Origin of the sequence: Aureimonas flava, assembly GCF_003583935.1 — a bacterium.
Classification (GTDB): domain Bacteria; phylum Pseudomonadota; class Alphaproteobacteria; order Rhizobiales; family Rhizobiaceae; genus Aureimonas; species Aureimonas flava.
Genome location: NZ_QYRN01000002.1, coordinates 88,829 through 110,286, shown reverse-complemented (window position 1 = coordinate 110,286; position 21,458 = coordinate 88,829). Strand labels below are relative to the sequence as shown.

The window sequence follows — 21,458 nt, the reverse complement described above, 5'->3', positions numbered from 1 at the left end:
ACCTCGTTCAAACGGCACGCCGGCGGGCGGCGCGCGACAATCCGGGCCGAGGATGGGCGCCAATCGCCAGCGAAAGGTGAATCGCACCGCCCTTTGCGCCGGCGGGCGGGCGTCTTCCGCCCGGCAGGGTGAACGCGCGGTAAAGTTGCGGCGGGCGTGGCCGAGCCGCACGGCCTAGCGCCAGGTCTCGTCGACGCTCGCCAGGAAGGCCGACAGGACGTCGCTGCCGCGCCGCGCGCGGGGCGTGTAGAGTTCGAACAGGCAGAGATAGCCGATGTCGTCCGGCCGGATCTGCCGCAGGCGCCCGGCCGCGACGTCCGCCTCGGCGGCGTGGTGCGGCAGGAAGCCGACATAGCGGCCGGAGCGGATCAGCATCAGTTCGGGCTCGATCTGCTGCACCGTGGCCTCGATCCGCCAGCGGATCCGGCGCATGCCGTCCTCCTCGCGCCAGTAGCCGCGATGCACGTAGGGCGCCTCGGCCAGCGCCTCGTCGGTGAGCTCGGCGTCGGGCCGCCCGAAGAAGGGGTGCGCGTCGCCGCAGTAGAGCCCGTGGCTCTCCTCGTAGAGGGTCCGGTAGTCGATCCCCTCGACGCGCGAGCGGTGGCTGCCGATTCCGCAATGGTAGAGCCCCTCCGCGACCTTGGGCTGGATGTCCTGCGGGCGCTCCTGCACCAGCGTCAGACGCACCTCCGGGGCGATCCTCCCGAAGGCGCGGACGACCTCGCTCAGGCGGTTGCGCGGGTCGCTGGCGACCGAATCGAGGATCGCGACGCGCAGCTCGCCGCGCAGTTCCCCCTTGAGCGCGGCGATGTCGCCGGCGAAGTCGCCGAGCGCGCCGCCCAGGCGCCGGGCCGCCTCGTGCACCGCCCGCCCGCGCTCCGTCAGCCGGAAGCCGCCGCGCCCGCGCTGGCACAGGGTGAAGCCGATCCGCTCCTCCAGCGCCGTCATGTGGTTGCTGATGGTCGACTGGCCGATGTTCAGTTCGGCCTCCGCGCCGGCATAGCCGCCGCCGCGCACCACCGCGTCGAAGACCTGGAGGAGGCGCAGGTCACTTCCCGAGACGCGCATCGAACCCGCCCTTCCATGGACAATCGTCAAGGTGAACCTTGATAGAACCCTATGGCGCGCGCGTCGATCCCCGCCCTATGGTCGAAACGACGCCATCCAGCCGACGTGATCATTTCGCATGCAAGGCAGCTTCTCCCCCTTCGGTCCGGTGCGCCCGTGAGCGGCGCCACCCGCCTCGCCCGCGTCGCGGTGCCGCCGATCGCCCAGGCGGGCCGCTGGGCCGCGCTCTACGACGGACGTCACGGCCCGGGGATCGACTGCAGCCAGGCGGTGCCGAACCGTCCGCCCCCGCCCGCGCTCGCCGAGCGTCTCGCCCGCGCCGCCGCCGAGCCGGCCAGCGCCCGCTACGGCGACATCCTCGGCGACCCGCCCCTTCGCGCGGCCTACGCGGCGCATGTGTCGCGGCGCTACGGTGCCCCGCTCGATCCGTCGCGCGTCGCCATCACCAGCGGCTGCAACCAGGCGTTCTTCGCCGCCTGCGTCGCGCTGGCCGGCGCCGGCGATGCGGTGATCCTGCCCGCCCCCTGGTACTTCAACCACCTCATGACGCTGGAGATGCTGGGCATCGAGGCGCGCCCGCTGCCGCTCGACCCGGTGGCCGGGTTCCTTCCCGATCCGGCGGCGCTCGATGCCCTGATCGACGCGCGCACCCGCGCCGTGGTCCTGGTGTCGCCCAACAACCCGACCGGCGCCGTGTACCCGGAGGCGCTCCTGGCGGAGATGCTGGCGCTGTGCGCGCGGCGCGGCGTCACCCTGATCCTGGACGAGACCTATCGCGACTTCCTGGAGGGCGATGCGCGCCCGCACGACCTGTTCTCGCGGCCGGAGGCCGAGGCGCACCTCGTCGCCCTCTATTCCTTCTCCAAGACCTACGCGATCCCCGGCCACCGCGTCGGCGCGCTGGTGGCCGGTCCCGCGCTGATGGGCGACATCGAGAAGGTGGTGGACTGCATCCAGATCTGCGCCCCCCGGCCGGCGCAGGCGGCGCTGCCCTTCGCGATCGAGACCTTGGGCGACTTCCGGCGCGCCGGCGCCCGCGAGATCGCCGGCCGGGCGGAGGCCTTCCGCCGGGCGCTCGGCGCGCTTCCGGGCTGGCGCGTCCGGCAGGTCGGCGCCTATTTCGCCTATGTGGAGCATCCGTTCGGGTCCGAGCCCTCGGACGCGGTGGCCGCCCGCCTCGCCCGCGAGTTCGGCGTCGTCACGCTGCCGGGCTCCTTCTTCGGCCCCGGCCAGGAGCGGTTCCTGCGCATCGCCTTCGCCAATGTCGACGGGTCCGCCATCGCCGAGCTCGCGCGACGCCTCGCCCTCGCATCCCACCGACTGGACATGACCGCATGAGCATCGACCTCGAAGCCCTGCGCGCCCGCTTCGGCGGCGACAACGAGCGGGTGATCCACGACCGGGACTTCGCGCGCGTCGCCTCGCGACTGTTCGACCCGAAGGGCACGCGCGTCGCCCCCTTCGCCGGCATGCCGACGCTCCTCGACGCGCCGCACCGCACCGTGGACTGGAACGCGCCCGACCTTTCAGGGCTCGACGTCGCGCTCCTCGGCGTGCCGATGGACCTCGGCGTCACCAACCGGAACGGCTCGCGCTTCGGCCCGCGCGCCCTGCGCACCATCGAGCGCGTCGGCCCCTACAACCACGTCCTCAAGACCATGCCGACGATGGACCTCGCGGTCGCCGACGTCGGCGACGTGCCGTTCCGCTCGCGCTTCGATCTCGAGACCTCGCACCGGGACATCGAGGCGACGATCGCCGCGATCGTGGCGGCCGGCGTGGTGCCGCTGTCGGTCGGCGGCGACCATTCGATCTCGCTGCCGATCCTGCGCGCGCTGGGGCGCGAGCGCCCGGTCGCGATGATCCATATCGACGCCCACTGCGACACGAGCGGCCCCTTCGACGGCTGCAAGTTCCACCATGGCGGCCCGTTCCGGCAGGCCGTGCTCGACGGCGTGCTCGACCCCGAGCGCACCATCCAGATCGGCATCCGCGGCTCGTCCGAATATCTCTGGGAGTTCTCGGCCGCGTCTGGCATGACCGTGATCCATGCCGAGCGCGTGCCCGAGCTCGGCATCGCGCGCATCGTCGAGATGGCGCGCCGGACGGTGGGCGACGCCCCGGTGTACCTGTCCTTCGACATCGACAGCCTCGACCCCGCCTTCGCGCCGGGCACCGGCACGCCGGAGATCGGCGGCCTCACCTCGCGCGAGGCGCAGGCGATTCTGCGCGGGCTCGCCGGCATCCGCATCGTCGGCGGCGACCTCGTGGAGGTCGCCCCGCAATACGACGCCACCACCAACACCGCCCATGCCGGCGCCCAGATGCTGTTCGAGATCCTCAGCCTCGTGCCCTTCTCGCCGGCGCGCGCCGCCCCGCAACCCTGACCCACCGAACGGAGACCCAAGGCATGACACGCATCGTCCATCCCACCCGCCGCTCGGTCCTGATCGGCGCCGCCGCCGGCGCCGCGACCCTCGCCATGCCCGCGATCGGGCGCAGCCAGGAGCGGTCGCTGAAGGTCGGCGTCTACGGCGGCTACTTCAAGGACAGCTTCGACGAGAACGTCTTCCCGGCCTTCACGCAGGCGACCGGCATCGCGGTGGAGAGCGTCGCCGAGCCGACCGGCGAGGCCTGGCTCGTGCAGCTCGAGCAGGCCGCGCGCGCCGGCATCGCGCCGGCGGACGTGTCGATGATCAGCCAGGTCGCCATGCGCAAGGGCCTGTCGACCGAGCTCTGGGCCCCGCTCGACCTCGCGAAGATCTCGCGCTCGGCGGACGTGCTGCCGCCCTTTCTGCTGCGCTACCCGGACGAGCGCGTGGCGGGCGTGGGCGCCGTGGCCTGGTACATCAACCTCGTGACCAACACCGAGGCCTACCCGACGGCCCCCGAATCCTGGGCCGCGTTCTGGGACCCGGCGAACCAGGGCAAGCTCGGCCTGCTCGCGCTGGTCTCCAACTCGTTCCTGCTTGAGGTGACGGCCAAGACCTTCTTCGGCGGCACCGAGGTGCTCGACACGGACGAGGGCATCCTCAAGGTCATGGACAAGCTGGCCGAGCTGAAGCCCAACGTCCAGCTCTGGTATCGCGACGAGGCGCAGTTCGAGGCGGCGCTGAAGTCGGGCGAGATCCCGATGGGCCAGTACTACCACGACGTCACGGGACTGGCCGCGTCCAAGGGCGCGCCGGTGCGCTCGACCTTCCCCAAGGAGGGCGGCATCTCGGATTCGGGCTGCTGGGCCGTCAGCCGCGCCTCGGAGAAGCTCGACGAGGCGCATGTCTTCATCGACTACATGACGCAGCCCGCCACGCAGAGCCTGCTCGCGCGCAAGGTCGGCACGGCGCCGGTGATCGCCCGCTCGCTGCTCGACCTCACCGACGCCGAGTTCGCGGCGGTCTCCTCTACCGCCGAGCCGATCGTGCCGCGCTACGACCTCTACGTCTCCAAGGCCGACTGGCTGAACCAGAAGTGGACCGAGCTGATCGTCGGCTGATCCGCCCCGGTCCCCTCGAACCCTGCAAGATCGGAGCCCCATGACCGACCTCGTGCTCAGCGGCGTCACCAAGCGCTTCGGCGCGACCCTGGCCGTGGAGGCCGTCGACCTCGCCATCCCGGACGGCACGCTCGTGTGCCTTCTGGGTCCGTCCGGCTGCGGCAAGACCACGCTGATGCGCATGATCGCGGGGCTGGAGAGCCCGAGCTCGGGCGAGATCCGCTTCGGCGCCGAGGACATCACCCGCGTGCCGGTCCACCGGCGCGGCTTCGGCATGGTGTTCCAGTCGCTGGCGCTGTTCCCGCACCTGTCGGTCGGCGACAACATCGCCTATCCGCTGCGCCTGCGCGGCGAGGGGCGCGCGGCGGTGGAGGGGCGGGTGCGCGAGCTTCTCGACCTCGTGCGCCTGCCGGGCGTGGAGGGGCGGGCGATCACGCAGCTTTCCGGCGGCCAGCGCCAGCGCGTGGCGATCGCCCGCGCGCTGGCCGTGGCGCCGCGCCTGTTTCTCCTGGACGAGCCGCTCTCGGCGCTGGACGCCAAGCTGCGCGAGGCCATGCAGGTCGAGCTGAAGCTCCTGCAGCAGCGGCTCGGCATCACCACGATCGTGGTCACCCACGACCAGCGCGAGGCCATGACCATGGCCGACCGCGTGGTGGTGATGCAGTCCGGCCGCGTTCTCCAGATGGACCGCCCGATCGACGTCTACCGGCGCCCCGCGACGCCCTTCGTCGCCGACTTCCTGGGCCAGACCAACCTCCTGGCGGCGCGGCGCGAGGGGGGCGGGGCGCGCCTTGCCGGCGGCTTCCTTTCCGACCTTGCGCTTCCGGCGCCGCAGGCGCTCCTGTCGATCCGGCCCGAGGACCTCTCGATCCTGCCCGACGGCGAGGGGCCCATCGCGGCCGATGTCGAGTTCGTGCGCGACATGGGGTCGGCGGTGGAGGTCTTCCTCCAGGCGGAGGGGACGCGCATCGTGGTCCACCGCGAGGCGGGCGCGGCGGTGCCGCCGGTCGGCGCGCGCGTCTCGCTCGCCCCGAGGCCCGGCGCCGCCACGATCTTCCCGGCCGAGGCCGCATGAGCGCGGCCGCCCCGCAGCGCGCGGGCACCGGCCAGGCCGCCCTCCTGTTCCCCGGACTGATGCTGGCCGCCTTCTTCGTGGTGCCCTTCGGGCTGATGATCGCGGTGTCGTTCTTCCAGCGCGTGCCCGGCGGCTTCTACGAGCCGGTGTTCACGCTCGACAACTACGCGCGCTTCCTGTCGCTGTTCTTCGGGCGCGTGCTCCTGTTCTCGCTCGGCCTGTCGGCGCTGGTGGCGCTGATCTGCCTCGTGGTCGGGGCACCCTTCACCTATCTCCTGTCTCGCATGGGGCGGCGGGCGCAGGTGCCCTGGCTGGTCGCGCTCCTGTCGGTCCTGTCCCTGTCCGAGGTCATCATCGGCTTCTCCTGGTCGACGCTGCTCAGCCGCACGGCGGGCGTGTCGAACCTCCTGGTGGCGCTCGGGCTGATGGTCGAGCCCACCGCCCTCACGCCGAGCCTCGGCGCCGTGCTCCTCGGGATGACCTACCAGGCGCTGCCCTACTGCGTCCTGGTGCTCTACCCGTCCTTCTCGCGGCTCGACCCGGCGCTGGGCGAGGCGGCGGAGACGCTCGGCGCCTCGCCGGCGCGCGCCTTCCTGACCGTGATCCTGCCGGCGCTGCGCGGCGCGCTCGCCGCCACGTTCGTGGTGGTCTTCGTGTTCGCGCTCGGCTCCTATCTCCTGCCCCAGCTCCTCGGCCGTCCGCAGCACTGGACGATCTCGGTGCTGGTGACCGACCAGGCGATCTACCAGTCCAACATGCCCTTCGCGGCCGCCATGGCCGTGTTCCTGGTGCTCGCCTCCATGCTCCTGGTGGCGCTCTCGGCCCTGTTCGGCGCCCGGCGTCCGGGAGCGCGCGCATGAGCCGCCTCGCCCCGCGCCTGCTGCTCGCGATCGTCGCCCTCTTCCTCGCCGCGCCCGTGGCGATCATCGCCGGCGTCTCCCTGAACGCGCAGCAGAGCCTCGTGTTTCCGCCGCAGGGCCTGTCGGCGCGCTGGTACGCCGCGATCTTCACCGACCCCGCCTGGCGCGCCGCGCTCCTGACCTCGGTCGCGGTGGCGGCGCTCGCGGCGCTCCTCGCCGTGCTGGTGGCGCTGCCGATCGCCTACGCGCTGTGGCGGCGCGCGAGCCCGGTCGGACGGCTGGTGCAGCTCCTGGGCGTCTCGCCCTTCGTGCTGCCGCCGGTGATCACCGCGCTCGGCGCGCTGGCCTTCTGGTCCACCGCCGGCTTCTACGGCTCGCCGTTCACCGTGGTGGTCAGCCACGCCGTGTTCTTCACCAGCCTGCCGCTGGTGACGCTGACGCTCGGATTCGCCTCGATCGACCGCGAGATCGTGGAGGCCGCGCGCACCATGGGCGCCGACGAGCGCGCCGTGCGGCGCACGATCGTGCTGCCGATGATCCGGCCCTATCTCGTGTCGGGCTTCGCCTTCGCCTTCGTGCTGTCGCTCAACGAATACATCATCGCCTACATGACGGTCGGCTTCACCATGGAGACCGTTCCGATCAAGATCTTCAACGCGCTGCGCTACGGCTACACGCCGGTGATGGCCTCGATCTCGGTCCTGTTCGTGGCGCTCGCCGCCGTGGTGTTCTCGCTGGTGGCCCGCTTCGGCGACCTGCCCCGGCTTCTGGGTGCCTGGGACCGGCGCTGATGCGCCTCGCCCTGTTCCAGCTCGACGCGGCGGAGGCGGGCGACGGCGAGGCGGGGATCGCGCGCGCCCGGCGGTGCCTCCTGCGGGCGCGCGAGGCCGGGGCGGCGCTCGCCCACCTGCCCGAACTCGCGATCCCTGGCTACGGCGTCGAGCCGGAGGCGCTCCAGGCCGAGGCCGCGCAGGCCCCGGCGGCCCTCGCCCGGCTCGGCCGGATGGTCCATGAGACCGGCGTCGCCCTCGCGCTCGGCATGCCGATCCCGGAGGGCGGCGCGGTGCGCAACGCCGCCGTCTTCCTCGCGCCCGGCGCCGCGCCGGTGGTCTACGCCAAGCGGTTCCTCTACGGGGAGCACGAGCGCGCAGCCTTCCGTCCCGGCACCGTGGGCGCGCCGGTGGTCGCCTTCGCGGGGCTGCGGATCGGGTTGCTGGTCTGCTTCGACGTCGAGTTTCCCGAAACGGTGCGCGCGCTGGCGCTCGCCGGCGCCGACCTCGTGCTGGTGCCGACCGCGCTTCCCGCCGGCGCCGGCGCCCGCTTCATCGCGCGCACGCTGGTGCCGGCCCGCGCCTTCGAGAACGGGCTGTTCCTGTCCTATGCCGACTGGTGCGGCGCCGACCGGCGGTTCCGCTTCCAGGGCCTGTCGGCCGTGGCGGGGCCGGACGGGGCGCTGCTCGCCGCGGCGGACGAGACCGGGGCGGCGATGCTCGTCGCCGATCTCGATCCCACGGCGATCGAGGCGGCGCGTGCCGCCAACGATTATCTCGGCGAACTCCGGGCGTGGCGGGAACGAGGGCGGGCGGACGGTTAGCCGCGCGTCCCCGCCCTCGCGACGGGCATCACGGACGCGGCAGGCGCACCGCGTCGGGCGCCACGGCGGCGAGGGGTGCGGGCTCGAGGAAAGGGCGCAGGCTGTCGCGGCTCGGCGCGTCGGCCTTGACCACGCCGCGCCCGACGATCCACGCGCCCTGTTCCGCCATCAGGTCGAGCAGGCGGTCGTCGAGCCGGGCGCCGATCTCGGTGTCCTGCCACAGCGCGCGCACGGCGGCTGCGTCGATATTGCCCTGGACCGTCGCCACCACCGCCTCGGCGGCGGCGTCCGGGTCGGCCGCAACGCTCCCGTCCGCCTCCACCACGGCGTCCAGGAACCGCGTCACCGCCTCGCTCTTGCCGTCCAGGGCCGCGGGGCTCGCGGCCAGCACGAAATGCGGCTCGTAGAGGTCGGAGCGGATTTCGCGATAGTCCTCGCCCAGCGCCCGCGCCGCCGCCGGGTAGGCGTTGGGGAAGGGCACGATCGCGTCCACGTCCCCGCGCAGGAGCGCGGGCACGAGGTCGGCCGGCGCGGCATTGACGATCTCGGCGGTGACGCCGGCGGCCCCCAGGATCTTGCCGAGCAGGAAGTCGGTGTTGGTTCCGAGCGTGACGCCGATGCGCCGACCCGCGAGATCGGCCGGCGCGGCGATGCCGGAGGAGGCCTTGGCGATCACGCGCGAGCCCCGGTAGCGGGCGAGGTCGGCGACGATCGCGAAACGCTGGTCGCGCAGGGCGCCGGTGACCGCGGGCAGCTCGGCCATGGTGGCCAGGTCCGCCTGGCCGCCGGTGAGCGCCTCGAAGGCCTCGCGGCCGCTGGCGAAGGTCACGACGGATACGTCGAGCCCGGCCTTGGCGAAAAGGTCCTCCGCGAGCGCCACGTCGATCTGCGGCATCTGCGGGGCGGGCGACCAGGCGAGGGTCAGCGTGTCCTGCGCGGCGCCGGGGGAGGCGGCGAGGGCGATCGCCAGGACCGATCCGGCGGCGAGGAACAGGCGGCGGGTCGTGCGAAACATGGGGGAGCTCCGGGCGGGGGTCAGGATTCGGGGTGGAGGAGGCCGACGATCGCGGTGCGCAGGTCGCCGAGCGCGGCGTCGAAGCGGGCGACCGAGCGCGGCCGCGGCGTGTCGATCGCGTAGCTCGCCAGAATCCGGCCGGGTGCGTGCGACATGACGTGCACGGTGTCGGCGAGCAGCAGCGCCTCGTCCACGTCGTGGGTCACGAACAGGACGGTGGCGCGGTGGCGGGCCAGGAGGCGCAGCAGCAGCGCGTGCATCGAGAGGCGCGTCTGCGCGTCGAGCGCGCCGAACGGCTCGTCCATCAGGAGCACGCTCGGCTCGCGCACCAGCGTGCGGGCGATGGCGACGCGCTGCTTCATGCCTCCGGACAGTTGTCCGGGAAACTTGTCGCCCTGGCCGGCGAGTCCGACCTCCTCCAGCGCCTGGAGGGCGCGCTCGCGGCGCTCGGCGCGGGACAGGCCCTTGTTGGCGAGCGCGAACTCGATGTTGCCGCGCGCGGTGAACCAGGGAAACAACGCGTATTGCTGGAACACGACGCCCACATCGGGGCCGGGCCCCTCCACCGGCCGCCCGTCGATGCGCACGAAGCCGTGGCCGAGGGGCACGAAGCCGGCGAGCGCGTTCATCAGGGTCGACTTGCCGCAGCCCGAGGGGCCGATCAGCGCGGTGAAGGAGCCGGGCTCGAGGCGCAGCGAGGTCCGGTCCAGCGCCAGCACACCGCCACGCGGCCCGGCGAAGCGGATCTCGGCCTCGTGGATCTCCACGAGGCCCGGCGCGGCCAACGTGCGGACGGCGGGGGAGGGGGTGTCGATCGCCATGCGGGCCTCACGCCTGCTGCCAGTGGACGATGCGACGGCCGAGCCGGTACACGGCCGCGTCGATCACCGCGCCGATCAGCCCGAGCTCGATCAGGAGCGCGAACATGCGGTCGGTGCGGATGTACTGGCGCGCCTCCTGGAGGCGGTAGCCGATGCCCGAGGAGGCGCCGGTGAGCTCGGCCGCCACGAGGCTGAGGAGGGCGAGCGCGACGCCGAGCCGGATGCCGGCCAGAATGTGCGGGGCGGCCGCCGGCACCACCACCAGGAAGAACTCGCGAAGCCGCGAGGTCGCCAGCGAGCGCGAGGCGCGCACGAAGATGTCGGGCACGTAGTCCATGCCCTGGTGGGTGTTGAACCAGACCGCCAGGAACACGGTGTAGGCGATCACGAAATACTTCGACCCCTCGCCGATGCCGAACCAGACGATCGCCACCGGCACCAGCGCGATCGCCGGGATCGGCCGCATCACCGCCAGGAACGGGTTGAGGAGAAGGCGGAACAGCCGGGTGCGTCCGGTCAGGAGGCCGACGGCGACCCCGAGCCCCGCGCCGATCGCAAAGCCGATCGCCGCGCGCGAGAGCGAGGCGGCGAGGTCGGTCCAGAGGACGCCGCTTCCGGCCATCTCGGCGAATGCGCGCGCCGTGTCGAGCGGCGTCGGCAGGATGGTGGAGGACACCGGCGCCAGCACGGTCGCGAGCCACCAGGCGCCGATGACCAAGGCGAAGGAATACAGCGCGCCGGCCGAGCCGAGGCGCGGCAGGAGGCGCCGGACGCCGAAGGCCCGGGGCGTGCGCGAAGGGGCGGCGGCCGGTATGGTCATCGACCGTCTCCTTTCAGGGCCTGAGCCAGGGGATCTGCGCGGCCTCGTAGCGATGGGCCCGGAACACGCTGTTCTGGACCCCGGCGGCGAAGTCGCGCGCGCCGTCGTCGGGATATTCGCCGAAGAAGGGGATCACGTATTCCCACACGACGTCGCCCTCCGGGGTGACCTCGAACAGCCGGCCGAACGCCGATTCGCAGATGAAGGTGTTGCCGTTCCACAGGCGCTGGGCGCTGCCCATGTAGGGTGAGAAGAAGGCGGGCTTCAGCGGGTCGGCGTATTCCCAGACCGTGCGGCCGGTGCCGGGGTCGACCTGCACGGCGCGCGAGAAGGGCGCGGTGACGCCGGGGCGCAGGTTGCCGTTGTCGAAGCACAGGATCGAGCCGTCGGCCATCTCGATCGGCGTGTGCTGCTGAGCCAGCCGGTCGGCGCCGATGCGCCATGCGACGGCGCCGGTGTCGCGGTCCACAGCGATGATGCCGGAGGTGACGCGCAGGCTCATCAGCACCAGCCCGTCGCGGGTTTCGCCGAGCCCGTTGACGAAGGGCCAGTGGCGCCGGTCGAAGATGGGATGGACGGGGTAGTCCTCGGGCGGGAGGTGGTCGCCCGCCGCCCAGCGCCAGACGGTCTCGCCCTGCCGGTTCACCTGGCGGATCACGTCGCCCTGGACGATGCCGTCCGGCGCGTCGCGGCGCGGATCGCCCCCGGCGACGCGGGCCGACAGCTCGGCGGACAGCGGCTCCACCGTCGCGTAGAGAAGGTCGCCGTTGTCGAGCCAGCGGGCATCGTGGTGGTGGCGCGGATCCTCGAACCGCCAGACGATCTTGCCCTCCGGCGTCGCCTCGTAGAAGTCGCCGCCGCGCCAGAGCGGCCAGGCCGGATAGGGGCGGAAGGGGTCGGGGTGGCTGCCGTTGTAGCCGAGATGGCCGTTGGGCAGGATCACCGCGTCGCGGCCCGGCCGGACCGGCATCTGCCAGCGGTGGACCACCTCGCCCCGGATGTCAACGAGATACACCGCGCCGCCCCCGGTCTGGGGCGCGAACAGGGTGTAGCCGCCGGCCGAGCGCGCCGCATCGAGGGCCGTCAGGCCGACGCCGCGGCGCCGCAGCGTGGTCTGGTCGGCGGCCGGCGGGGAGGGGGCGGGGGAAACGGACATCGGCGGACTTTCCAGCGATCGACGTGCCGGGGCGGAAGCCAAGTCGGCACGTTATCTACAACGTTTTTGTACGTGTAACGGCGATTGGAAACGCAGGTCAATATGGTATAGAAACGTTGTAGAGCATCTGATTATACTTTGAGCGCGGTGCTCAGGAAGTGACGACCCAGGTGAACATTCAACAGGCAAGGCCGCGCTCCGCCGGCGGCGCACGGCGCGTCACCATCGTCCAGGTGGCCGAGCTCGCCGGCGTGTCGCCCTCCACCGCCTCCAACGCGATCACCGGACGGCGCCCCGTCGACGCCCAGACCCGCATCCGGGTCGAGAAGGCGGCGCTGGAACTTGGCTACCGGCCCAATCTCAGCGCCCGCCGGCTGCGCTCCGGGGGCGCGGCGACCTTCGCGATCTTCTCGTCCATGCCCTTCGCCGTGTCGGCCGGCCCGTCGCGCCTCGGCTTCATGATGGAGATCGCCGCCGCCGCCTCGCTGGCCGCGATGGAGCAGGGCGTGGCGCTGATGCTGGTCCCCCCGATCGCCGGCGCCGACCTGTCGCGGCTCGACCTCGACATCGACGGCGCGCTGGTGATCGAGCCCTCGCGCGATGATCCGACGCTCGCCGCGCTGGCGGCGCGCGGCGTGCCCACGGTCGCGATCGGTCGCGTTCCGGGCGGCATGGCCGGGATCGAGGAGGTCGACCTCCAGTCGGAGGCGACGGCCGAGCTTCTGGTCGCGCACCTCGCCGGGCGCTGCGCGCGGATGGCGCTGGTGGTGGGCGACGCCGACCGAACCTCCTACGCGAGCGCGGAAGCAGCCTATCGCAACCACGCGCGGCGCAGCGGCTCGGAGCCCGTGGTGCTGCGCCTGCCCGAGGGCGGGGGCCAGGAGGGCGCGGCCCGGGCCTGCGCGGGGCTCCTGGCGTCGGATCCAGGCATCGACGGCATCCTGGCGCTGGTGGACGCCTTTGCGACCGGCGCGGTGCAGGCGGCCCGCTCGCTGGGCCGCTCGGTGCCCGCCGATCTCAGGATCGCCACGCGCTACAACGGGCTGCGCGCGATGGAGTCCGAACCGCCGCTGACGGCGGTGGACCTGAGGCTGGACGAGGTCGGGACGCGCGCGGTCCACCGGCTTCTGGCGATCGCGGGACTGGGCGCACCGGCGCGGCGGCGCGCGGCGCCGTCCCCGGTTCTGGTGCCCCGCCGATCCACGGCATGCGAGGCCCCGGGCAGCACGCCCTAGGCTCGGGACGCGTCGATAGGCGAGGCAGGGTCTGGGCCAGGCTGGCTCGGGGGATTGGATGCGTGCGATCCGTACCGGCTAATGGGCGAGCAGATGGGTTGCGGGAGGGCTGGCCGCAGGTGGCGCCGATCCCCCGACCGTCGTGATCGGTGCGCAATAGGCCTGCGTCGGACGGGCGACGGCGTTCCCGCCAGCCGATTGCCGACGCCCTGGACGGCGAGCGTGTCGCCCCCGACGGCGATCCGTCCGGTATGCGCGCGGGACGCCGGCTCGCGGGCCGTCTTCAGAACGGGGCGACGAGGTGGCCGCCGCCGCGATCCACCAGAGGAAGCCTTGCCGGCGGATCGCCGAGCGGCCGGACGGCGCTCGGGATGTCGCCCGCGAGCAGAGGGAACGCACCGCGCCGGCGGGTGGGATCGGGCACCGGCACCGCCTCGATCAGCCGCCTCGTATAGGGGTGGCGCGGATCGCCGAAGACCTGCGCGGCTGTGCCGAGCTCCACGATCTGCCCGAGATACATCACGGCGACGCGGTCCGAGATGTTCTCCACCACCGCCATGTCGTGGCTGATGAAGAGATAGGCGATGCCGAACTCGTCCTGCAGCTCGCGCAGGAGCTCCAGCACCCGCTTCTGCACCGAAACGTCCAGCGCGGAGACGCTCTCGTCGGCGATGATCAGCCGGGGCCGCAGGGCGAGCGCCCGGGCGATGCAGATGCGCTGGCGCTGGCCGCCCGAGAACTGGTGCGGATAGCGGCGCATGTCGTCCGCCGAAAGGCCGACGCGGCCGAACAGGCCGGCGACGTGCTCCTCGCGCTCGCGGGCCGAGCCCATGCCGTGAATCGCGAGCGGCTCGCCCACAAGATCGCCGACGCGGCAGCGCGGGTCGAGCGAGGCGAACGGATCCTGGAAGATCATCTGCACGTCGCGGCGCAGGGCCTTGCGCTCCGGCGCGGAAAGGCCCTGCGCCGGCCGGCCGGCGATGGAGATCCGGCCCCGGTAGGGAACGAGGCCGGCCATCGCCTTGGCCGTCGTGGACTTGCCGCACCCGCTCTCGCCCACGAGGCTCAGCGTGCCGCCGGCCGGCACGTCGAAGGAGAGGCCCGACACGGCATGGACCTCGGCCACCGTGCGGCCGAGCACGCCGCCCTTCAGCGGAAAGCGGACCTCGAGATCCCGGATCTCGGCCACCGGCGCGGCCGACGCCGGCGCCGCGGGGCGGCGTCCGTCGCCCATGCGCGGCACGGCGGCGAGCAGCGCCCGGGTGTAGGGCTCGCGCGGGACGGCGAAGAGCGGACCCACCGGCCCCGTCTCCACTGCCCGGCCCCCGCGCATCACGACCACGCGGTCCGCCATCTCGGCCACCACGCCCATGTCGTGGGTGATCAGGATCAGCCCGGTGCCGCGCGCGGCCTGGATTTCGCGCAGGAGGCCGAGGACCTGGGCCTGGATGGTGACGTCGAGCGCCGTGGTCGGCTCGTCGGCGATCAGGACGTCGGGCTCGAGCGCCAGCGCCATCGCGATCATCACCCGCTGGCGCATGCCGCCCGACAATTCGTGCGGATGCTGGCGCAGCCGGCGCTCGGCTTCCGGAATGCGCACCGATCGGAGCGCCTCCAGCGCCAGGGCGCGCGCCTCGGCCGCCGAGACGTCGCGATGGGCCTCGATGGCCTCCGTGAGCTGGCGGCCCACGGTGAGCACCGGGTTGAGCGAGGTCATCGGCTCCTGGAAGATCATCGCGATCCTGTCGCCGCGCACGCGGCGCATCTCGCGCTCGGGCAGGCGGGTCAGCTCTACCCCGCCGAGCCGGATCCGGCCGCCCGAGACCACCGGTCCCGGTCGCGGCAGCAGGCCCATCACCGCGAGCGAGGTGAGCGACTTGCCCGAGCCCGATTCGCCGGCGATGCACAGCGTCTCGCCTCGGGCGAGCGAGAAGCTCAGCCCGTCCACCAGCGTCCGGGCCCGTTCGCCGACGCCGACCGAGATCGACAGGTCCTCCACCGCCAGGACGGTGTCGCGGGCCGGCGCCGGTGCGCCGGCCGCAGCGGTTCGCGCGGACGCCGCCGTCACTCGAACACGACCCTCGGGAAGTAGAAGGAGACCACCCAGTTCGGCATGTCGACGATCTCCGAGATGCGAAGGTCGCCGCAGGTCGAGACCAGCATGTAGGCGTCCACGGGCGCGAGATTGTAGCGCCCCGCCAGAAGCTCCACCATGTCGGCGACCGCCTGGCGCGCGCCGGTCATCAGGTCGGGTCCGACGCCGGTGGTCACCTCGTAGCCCTTGGCGTCGAGATGGCGGGTGACGGGACCGGGCGTGGTGAAGCGCGGCATCCGAAGGTTCGCCCCCTTCACGAGGTCGAGCGTCAGCACCGCGTTCATCGGGCTCTCGATCGCGGTGCCGCAGACCTCGCCGTCGCCCTGGGCGGCGTGGGTGTCGCCCACCGAGAACAGGGCGCCGGCCACCTCCACCGGAAGGTGGAGCACGGTGCCGGCCGAAAGGTCCCGGATGTCGAGATTGCCCCCCACGCGGCGCGGCGGAACCACGGAATGATGCCCCGGCTCGGCGGGCGCGTTGCCGATGGTGCCGGCGAAGGGCTTCAGCGGCACGCGCCCGTGCCGCCCGAAGGCGGCGGGCTCGAGCGAGGCCGCGTCGTAGTTCCAGAGGGTGAGCGCGGGTTCGGTGAACTGGTCCGCCAGGAGCCCGAAACCGGGAATGTTGGCCGTCCACCCGAAGCCGGACGGCTTGAAGCCCTCGATCGTCACCTTGAGCGCGTCGCCCGGCTCCGCCCCGTCCACGAAGATCGGGCCCGACACGGGGTTGATGCGGGAGAAGTCGAGCGTGGTGACGCTCGACGCCGTGGAGGCGGGCGTGATCTGTCCGGCCGAGCTGTCCCGGCACTCGAACTCGATCGTCGCCCCCGGCGCCACGCGCAGCGCCGGCTCCAGCGCGTTGTCCCAGCCGAAATGGTGCTGGCGGCCGTGGATCGTGTAGTCGCAGGCCTTGCACATGTTACCGGGTCTCGACGTAGCGGTAGTTCATCGGCGTGTTGACCGGGTCGACATAGAGCGCGTCGTCGCCGCCCATCCGGGCGGAGCGCATCGTGTAGCGCTTCTCGTTGAACACCGGCACCCAAGGCGCGTCGGCCATCACCTGCCGGTAGACCTCGCCCCAGGCGGCGGCCCGCTCGGCGGCCTTGGCCGGATCCACCATGGCGTCGGCGTCGGCAGCCTTCCGGTCCAGCGCCTCGTTGCAGTACTTCGCCCAGTTCCAGCCGCCGTCCGCCGCGCCGGCGCAGCCGAGGATCGGACCGTAGAAGTTCGACGGATCGGGGAAATCGGCGATCCAGGCCATGCCGCCCGACCAGATCATCGGCGCGCCCTCGGCCGAGCCGCCGGCGGCGATCACGTTGGCCTGCGCGAGGCTCTGGATCGAGGCCTTGATGCCGACCGCCGCGAGGTCCTGCTGGATCGCCTGCGCGATGCGCGGCTGCGGATCGACGTTGGCGACGAAGAGTTCGGTCTCGAAGCCGCCCTCGTGGCCGGCCTCCGCCAGGAGCTTCTTGGCGGCCTCGACGTCGTACCTGTAGCCTTCGAAGCCCTCGACGTAGCCCGGCATGGTGGGCGGCAGCGGCTGGTTGGCGGGCGTCGCGCGTCCGTTGATGATCTGGACGATGCGCTCCTTATTGATCGCCATGTTGACGGCCTGGCGCACCTTCAGGTCGTCGAAGGGGGCGGCCTTGGTGTTCATGGTGATGTAGCCGGTGTGGAGCTGTACGCCCTCCACCACCCGGGCCGCCTCTTCGGGATTGCCCATCACCTCGCGGAACTTGGCGGGCGGGATGCCGTCGCCCGGCACGTCCACCTCGCCGTTCTGGACCCGCAGCAGCGAGACCACCGGCTCCTGGCCGATCTCGAAGGTGATGCCCTCGAGCTTGGGCGCGCCCTCGCGGTAGTAGTCCGGGTTCTTCTCAAGGACAAGGCGCTGGCCGAGCGTCCATTCGGCGAGCTTGAAGGCGCCGGTGCCGACCGGATTGCGCCCGAAGTCGGCGCCCGACTTCTCGACCTCCTCCCTGGGCACGATGAAGGAGAAGTTCAGCGCCATCACCGAGAGGAAGGTCGCGTCGGGACGCGAGAGCATCACCTCCACCGTCCTCGGATCGACGATCCTGACGCCGGAGAGCGCGGTGGCCGTGCCGGACTGCATGGCGTCGAAGCCCTCGATCGAGCCGAGGAAACCCGCGCCCGGCGACTGGGTGGCGGGGTTCACGGTGCGCTCGAAGGAGTATTTCACGTCGTCCGCGGTCATCGCGCGGCCGTTGTGGAATTTAACGCCGTCGCGCAGCTTGAAGGTGAAGACCTTTCCGTCGGGCGAGATCTCGTAGCTTTCCGCAAGGCCCGGCCTCAGCGTCGCGGTGCCGGGCTCGTAGTCCATCAGCCCGTCGAACAGGGCCTTGATGATCGAGAAGTTCTGCCAGTCGTAGCCGATCGCCGGATCGAGCGTGGCGATGTCGTCCTTGTAGGTGACCGTGATCGCGTTCCCGTCCTGCGCCGAGGCGGCGGAGGGCGCGGAGAGAAGCGCGGCGGTGATGGCGAGCGCCGCGGCGCTCCGCTTGAACAGGGACCTCATGGGCGGGCTTCCTTCCTACTGGAGCTTGATGCGGGGATCGACGAAGGGGGCGACGAGGTCGGCCAGGAGGTTGCCGAGGACGATGGCGACCGCCGAGACCAGCGTGACCCCCATGATGACGGGTAGGTCGACGCGCTGGATGGCCTGCCAGGCGAGCTGGCCGATGCCGGGCCAGCCGAACACGCTCTCCACCACCACGATGCCGCTCATGAAGAGGCCGATGTCGATGCCGATCATCGCGACCACGGGCAGGATCGCGTTGGGCAGGGCGTGGCGGGCGAGGATGGTCCAGCGCCGGAGGCCCTTGGCGCGGGCTGTGCGCATGTAGTCCTGGCGCAGGACGTCCACCATGGAGGAGCGCATCATCCGGGCGTACCAGCCGGCGCCGAGGATGCCGAGGGTGAGCGCCGGCAGGACGAGGTGGGCGAACGTGCCGTAGCCGCCGATCGGGAACCAGCCGAGCCGCACCGCGAACACGTAGAGAAGCAGGAGGCCGACCACGAACTGCGGGGCCGAGACCGTGACGAAGGAGGCCACCATCAGCGCGTGGTCGCTCGACCGTCCCCGCCGGACGGCGGCCAGCATGCCCATGGTCAGGCCAAGCGCGAGTTCGCACAGGATCGCGGCCAGCATCAGGAGGAGGCTCGCCGGAAGCCGCGCCCGGATCAGCTCGGCGACCTCGGACCGCTGGAGGTAGGAGCGGCCGAGATCGCCCTGGACGAGACGGCCGAGATAGCGGGCGTACTGCACGGGGAAGGGCTGGTCGAGGCCGAGCTGGGCGCGGATGCCGGCGACCTGCGCGGCCGAGGCGGTGCGCCCGGCGATCTGCCGTGCCGGATCGGCCGGCAGGAGATAGAGCAGCGCGAAGGTCACGAGGCTGACGCCCAGCAGGATCAGCACCGCTTGGACCAGACGCCGCGCCAGATAGATCGCCATCAGCCGCGCCCCTCCTCGGTCGGGTCGAGCGCGTCGCGCAGCGCGTCGCCCACGAGGTTGAAGGCGAGGGCGAGGAGCAGGATCGCTGCGCCCGGAAAGAACACCAGCCAGGGCGCCGCCTGGAAATAGGTCTGGTTCTCGAAGATGATGTTGCCCCAGGACGCGTCCGGCGGCTGCACGCCGACGCCCAGAAAGGACAGCGTCGCCTCCAGCAGAACCGTGGTCGAGATGCCGAGCGTGCCGTAGACGATCACGGTGGAGAAGAGGTGCGGCATGACGTGGCGGAACAGGATGCGCGCACCCCCCGCACCCAGCGTCACCTCGGCCTGGATGAACTCGCGCTCCGCAAGCGAGCGCGTCTCGGCATGGACGACTCGGGCGACCTGCACCCAGTTCACCAGGGCGATGACCAGGGCGACGATCCAGAGGCTCGGCCGCAGCACGGCGGCCAGGCAGATCGCCAGGAGAAGCGCGGGAAAGGCCATCATCAGGTCGGTGAAGCGCATCAGAACCGCGCCGAGCCAGCCGCGGACATAGCCGGCCACGACGCCGACCATGGTGCCGATCAGGAGCGCCGCGCCGTTGGCGGCGACCCCGATCACCAGGGAGTTGCGGGCCCCGAACAGGAGGCGCGACAGGAGATCGCGCCCCAGGAGATCGGTGCCGAGCCAGTAGGTGGCCGACGGCGGGAGGGGCGCGCCCTCGAGCGACAGCCCGTCGAAGAACTGCTCGTTCGGATCGAACGGGGCGATCCAGGGCGCGAAGGCCGCCGCCAGCACCACCACGGCGATCATGAGGAGGCCAAGCACCGCGAGCCGGCGGCGCAGCAGGCGGCGGAAGACGCCGCCGCCGCCGGTCCCGGCGGCGGGCGTGCGGGCGTCAGGCCCGGCGAGGGCGCTCATGGGCTACCTCCCGGTTCTTGAGCGCCACCACGTGGTGCGCCGCTTCCTCGAGCGTGACCTGCCAGCTCATGGCGAGCGCCCGCAGCTGCGCATAGGCCTGCTCCTCGCCGACCGCGGCGCCCGACAGCGCGGCCACGGCGCGCACGATTGTCCGGCGCTGGTCCAGGCGCTCGCGCAGGTCCGCGATCTCGCCTTCCAGCCGCCGCCGTTCGTCGAAGGCGCGCCGGGCGATCAGCAGGGCGGCGTAGACGCCGGCACTGCCGACCGGCTTCACGATCTGGGCGTCCGCCTTCAGCGACAGCGCCCATTCGATGCGCCCGGGCGCCTCCGAGCCGATCAGCGCGACCAGCGGCATCGGCGCCTCGCCCGGCCGCCACGGGAACTGTTCGTCGAAGCCGTGGTCGACGTCGAAGAACAGGAAGTCCGCATCGGCGGTCGCGGCGGGCAGTTCCGGCCAGGCGCCCTCGATCTCCAGCCCGATCGCGCGGAGCTGGCGGATCAGCATGTCGATGGAGGCATGCTCGCGGTGGAGCAGCACGGCCTTGGCGCCGCCGAGATTGGGGATGCGCGGGCGCCGGGTCATCGCACCAGCCTCAGCGGCGGGCGGAAGGTCGCCACGGGGTCGTAGTGCGAGAGATAGGGGTCCGGCTCGACGCCCCCCGCGCTGGTCTCCAGCACCTCGAAGCCCGAGCCCCGGATGCGGCCGATGGTCATCGGCAGTTCGGCGTGCTGGGTGCGCGCGTCGATGCGGATCGTCCCGAGCGCCGTGCGGTGCGTGCCCTGTCCGAGGACCCGGCGGACGGCGGACGGCTCGTCCGTGCCGGCCGCCTCGATCGCGTCCGCGAGCACGGTCACCGCCGCATGGGCCGCCGCCTCGAACGAGGAGCGCGGACCCGCCGCGCCGTCGTGCACGAAGGCAAGACTCGACAGGTGGCCTTCGCCGTGCGGCGCGATCGCGCAGAGTTCGGCCTCGGTGAGGTTGCACGAGACCACCGGCCGCCGGTCGGCGCGGAACCGCGCGTCCTCCCGGCCGAGCGCCGCATAGGCCTCGTAGAAGGCGTAGGAGGAGGGGCCGATAAGGTTGTTCAGGACGAAGTCGGGCAGGCCGGCGCGGATCTCGGCGATCAGGCGGGACACGTCCGTGTCGCCCAGAGGCAGATAGCGTTCTCCCCGCACCTCGCCGCCGGCGTCGGCCACGAGGTCGCGCGCGATGCGGTTCATCTCCCAGCCCCAGATGTAGTTCGAGCCGAGCAGGAAGGCGTGCGGGCCGTAGCGCCGCGCGACATGGGCGACAAGCGGCACCAGGTGCTGGTTCGGAGAGGCGTTGGTGTAGACGACGTGGTCGTTCGCCTCGAAGCCCTCGTAGGGCGCGGGATACCAGAGGAGGCCGCCGTGCCGTTCCAGCGTCGGGATCGCCTCCTTGCGGCTCCACGAGGTGATGCAGCCGACCACGTGGCGGGCCCGCGTGTTCGAGAGGAGGTCCGCGCAGAGCGGGGCGTAGCGCTCGATCCGGCCGCCGGGATCGCGTTCCACGGCTCGGAAGCGGACCCGGCGCCCCGGGTCTTCGTTGACCGCCGCAATCCCGCTCATCGCGCCGTCCCGGCACGCGTTGCTGAGGCGCTCGTAGTGGCCGGAGCGCGAGAAGAGGACGCCGATCTCGATGTGCCGTTCCACGCCATTCGTCCCGAAACGAAAAAGCCCCGCGACCCCAGGCAGGCGGACGACGCGTTGCAAGGGATGGCAGGGCTCGATTGCCGTCCGGCAGACAGGGCCGGTATGGACCCCGACCTTGCGCCACGCATCCCGCCGCGTCAAGCGCCTTGCCGCGATCGAAGGCGTGCGCAGAAAATAGGCAG

At 72.1% G+C, this 21,458-nt stretch carries 20 protein-coding genes; 8 read left to right on the top strand and 12 right to left on the bottom strand.

From position 1 onward, the window contains the following. Positions 1-174 precede the first annotated feature (174 nt). Entirely contained in the window at positions 175-1,068 is an 894-nt protein-coding gene (locus D3218_RS03790) for a LysR family transcriptional regulator (protein WP_119538582.1), read from the bottom strand. A 156-nt stretch (positions 1,069-1,224) separates the two neighbouring features. On the opposite strand from D3218_RS03790, the gene D3218_RS03785 reads away from it, so the two are divergent. Genes D3218_RS03785 through D3218_RS03755 form a run of 7 tightly spaced genes read left to right on the top strand, consistent with a single transcriptional unit; the run spans position 1,225 to position 8,090 of the window. Further along, positions 1,225-2,406 (top strand): aminotransferase, encoded by a 1,182-nt coding sequence (locus tag D3218_RS03785; RefSeq protein ID WP_245414913.1) that lies wholly within the window; start codon positions 1,225-1,227, stop codon positions 2,404-2,406. Further along, a complete protein-coding gene (gene speB / locus D3218_RS03780) occupies positions 2,403-3,455 on the top strand; it encodes an agmatinase (protein WP_119538580.1) in 1,053 nt (350 codons plus the stop codon). The genes D3218_RS03785 and speB overlap by 4 nt, the downstream gene beginning before the upstream one ends. A gap of 23 nt (positions 3,456-3,478) precedes the next feature. Then, positions 3,479-4,561 carry an ABC transporter substrate-binding protein gene (locus tag D3218_RS03775; RefSeq protein WP_119538579.1) on the top strand — a complete coding sequence of 361 codons (1,083 nt, stop codon included), beginning with the start codon at positions 3,479-3,481 and terminating at the stop codon, positions 4,559-4,561. A 40-nt stretch (positions 4,562-4,601) separates the two neighbouring features. After that, a complete protein-coding gene (locus D3218_RS03770) occupies positions 4,602-5,636 on the top strand; it encodes an ABC transporter ATP-binding protein (RefSeq protein ID WP_119538578.1) in 1,035 nt (344 codons plus the stop codon). Beyond that, entirely contained in the window at positions 5,633-6,496 is an 864-nt protein-coding gene (locus D3218_RS03765; RefSeq protein WP_119538577.1) for an ABC transporter permease, read from the top strand. Before D3218_RS03770 ends, D3218_RS03765 begins: the two co-directional genes overlap by 4 nt. Beyond that, positions 6,493-7,287 (top strand): ABC transporter permease, encoded by a 795-nt coding sequence (locus D3218_RS03760; RefSeq protein WP_119538576.1) that lies wholly within the window; start codon positions 6,493-6,495, stop codon positions 7,285-7,287. Before D3218_RS03765 ends, D3218_RS03760 begins: the two co-directional genes overlap by 4 nt. After that, entirely contained in the window at positions 7,287-8,090 is an 804-nt protein-coding gene (locus tag D3218_RS03755) for a nitrilase-related carbon-nitrogen hydrolase (protein WP_119538575.1), read from the top strand. The genes D3218_RS03760 and D3218_RS03755 overlap by 1 nt, the downstream gene beginning before the upstream one ends. Before the next feature lie 28 nt (positions 8,091-8,118). Here D3218_RS03755 and D3218_RS03750 read toward each other — a convergent pair whose 3' ends face one another. The 4 genes from D3218_RS03750 to D3218_RS03735 are packed head-to-tail and all read right to left on the bottom strand — an operon-like array spanning position 8,119 to position 11,902. Continuing rightward, the gene (locus D3218_RS03750) at positions 8,119-9,105 is read right to left on the bottom strand and encodes an ABC transporter substrate-binding protein (protein WP_119538574.1); all 987 of its coding nucleotides are present in this window, start codon (positions 9,103-9,105) and stop codon (positions 8,119-8,121) included. Positions 9,106-9,125: 20 nt separating this feature from the next. Then, entirely contained in the window at positions 9,126-9,926 is an 801-nt protein-coding gene (locus tag D3218_RS03745) for an ABC transporter ATP-binding protein (protein WP_119538573.1), read from the bottom strand. 7 nt (positions 9,927-9,933) lie between these two features. Then, a complete protein-coding gene (locus D3218_RS03740; RefSeq protein WP_119538572.1) occupies positions 9,934-10,746 on the bottom strand; it encodes an ABC transporter permease in 813 nt (270 codons plus the stop codon). A 13-nt stretch (positions 10,747-10,759) separates the two neighbouring features. After that, positions 10,760-11,902: an aryl-sulfate sulfotransferase gene (locus D3218_RS03735; RefSeq protein ID WP_119538571.1), complete on the bottom strand. Its 1,143-nt coding sequence runs from the start codon at positions 11,900-11,902 to the stop codon at positions 10,760-10,762. A 170-nt stretch (positions 11,903-12,072) separates the two neighbouring features. On the opposite strand from D3218_RS03735, the gene D3218_RS03730 reads away from it, so the two are divergent. Then, a complete protein-coding gene (locus D3218_RS03730) occupies positions 12,073-13,137 on the top strand; it encodes a LacI family DNA-binding transcriptional regulator (RefSeq protein ID WP_245414912.1) in 1,065 nt (354 codons plus the stop codon). A 283-nt stretch (positions 13,138-13,420) separates the two neighbouring features. On the opposite strand, the gene D3218_RS03725 is transcribed toward D3218_RS03730, so the two are convergent. The 7 genes from D3218_RS03725 to D3218_RS03695 are packed head-to-tail and all read right to left on the bottom strand — an operon-like array spanning position 13,421 to position 21,276. After that, positions 13,421-15,205, bottom strand: coding sequence for an ABC transporter ATP-binding protein (locus D3218_RS03725; RefSeq protein WP_119538570.1), 1,785 nt, complete (start codon positions 15,203-15,205; stop codon positions 13,421-13,423). Next, positions 15,202-16,146 carry an acetamidase/formamidase family protein gene (locus tag D3218_RS03720; RefSeq protein WP_119538569.1) on the bottom strand — a complete coding sequence of 315 codons (945 nt, stop codon included), beginning with the start codon at positions 16,144-16,146 and terminating at the stop codon, positions 15,202-15,204. The genes D3218_RS03725 and D3218_RS03720 overlap by 4 nt, the downstream gene beginning before the upstream one ends. Position 16,147: 1 nt before the next feature. After that, entirely contained in the window at positions 16,148-17,764 is a 1,617-nt protein-coding gene (locus tag D3218_RS03715) for an ABC transporter substrate-binding protein (RefSeq protein WP_119538568.1), read from the bottom strand. Between the two features lie 15 nt (positions 17,765-17,779). Continuing rightward, positions 17,780-18,700, bottom strand: a complete 921-nt coding sequence (locus D3218_RS03710) for an ABC transporter permease (RefSeq protein ID WP_119538567.1) — start codon at positions 18,698-18,700, stop codon at positions 17,780-17,782. Then, a complete protein-coding gene (locus D3218_RS03705) occupies positions 18,700-19,602 on the bottom strand; it encodes an ABC transporter permease (protein WP_119538566.1) in 903 nt (300 codons plus the stop codon). Before D3218_RS03705 ends, D3218_RS03710 begins: the two co-directional genes overlap by 1 nt. Next, entirely contained in the window at positions 19,580-20,185 is a 606-nt protein-coding gene (locus D3218_RS03700; protein WP_119538565.1) for an ANTAR domain-containing response regulator, read from the bottom strand. Before D3218_RS03700 ends, D3218_RS03705 begins: the two co-directional genes overlap by 23 nt. Then, entirely contained in the window at positions 20,182-21,276 is a 1,095-nt protein-coding gene (locus tag D3218_RS03695) for a transporter substrate-binding protein (protein WP_119538564.1), read from the bottom strand. Before D3218_RS03695 ends, D3218_RS03700 begins: the two co-directional genes overlap by 4 nt. Between the last annotated feature and the right edge of the window lie 182 nt (positions 21,277-21,458).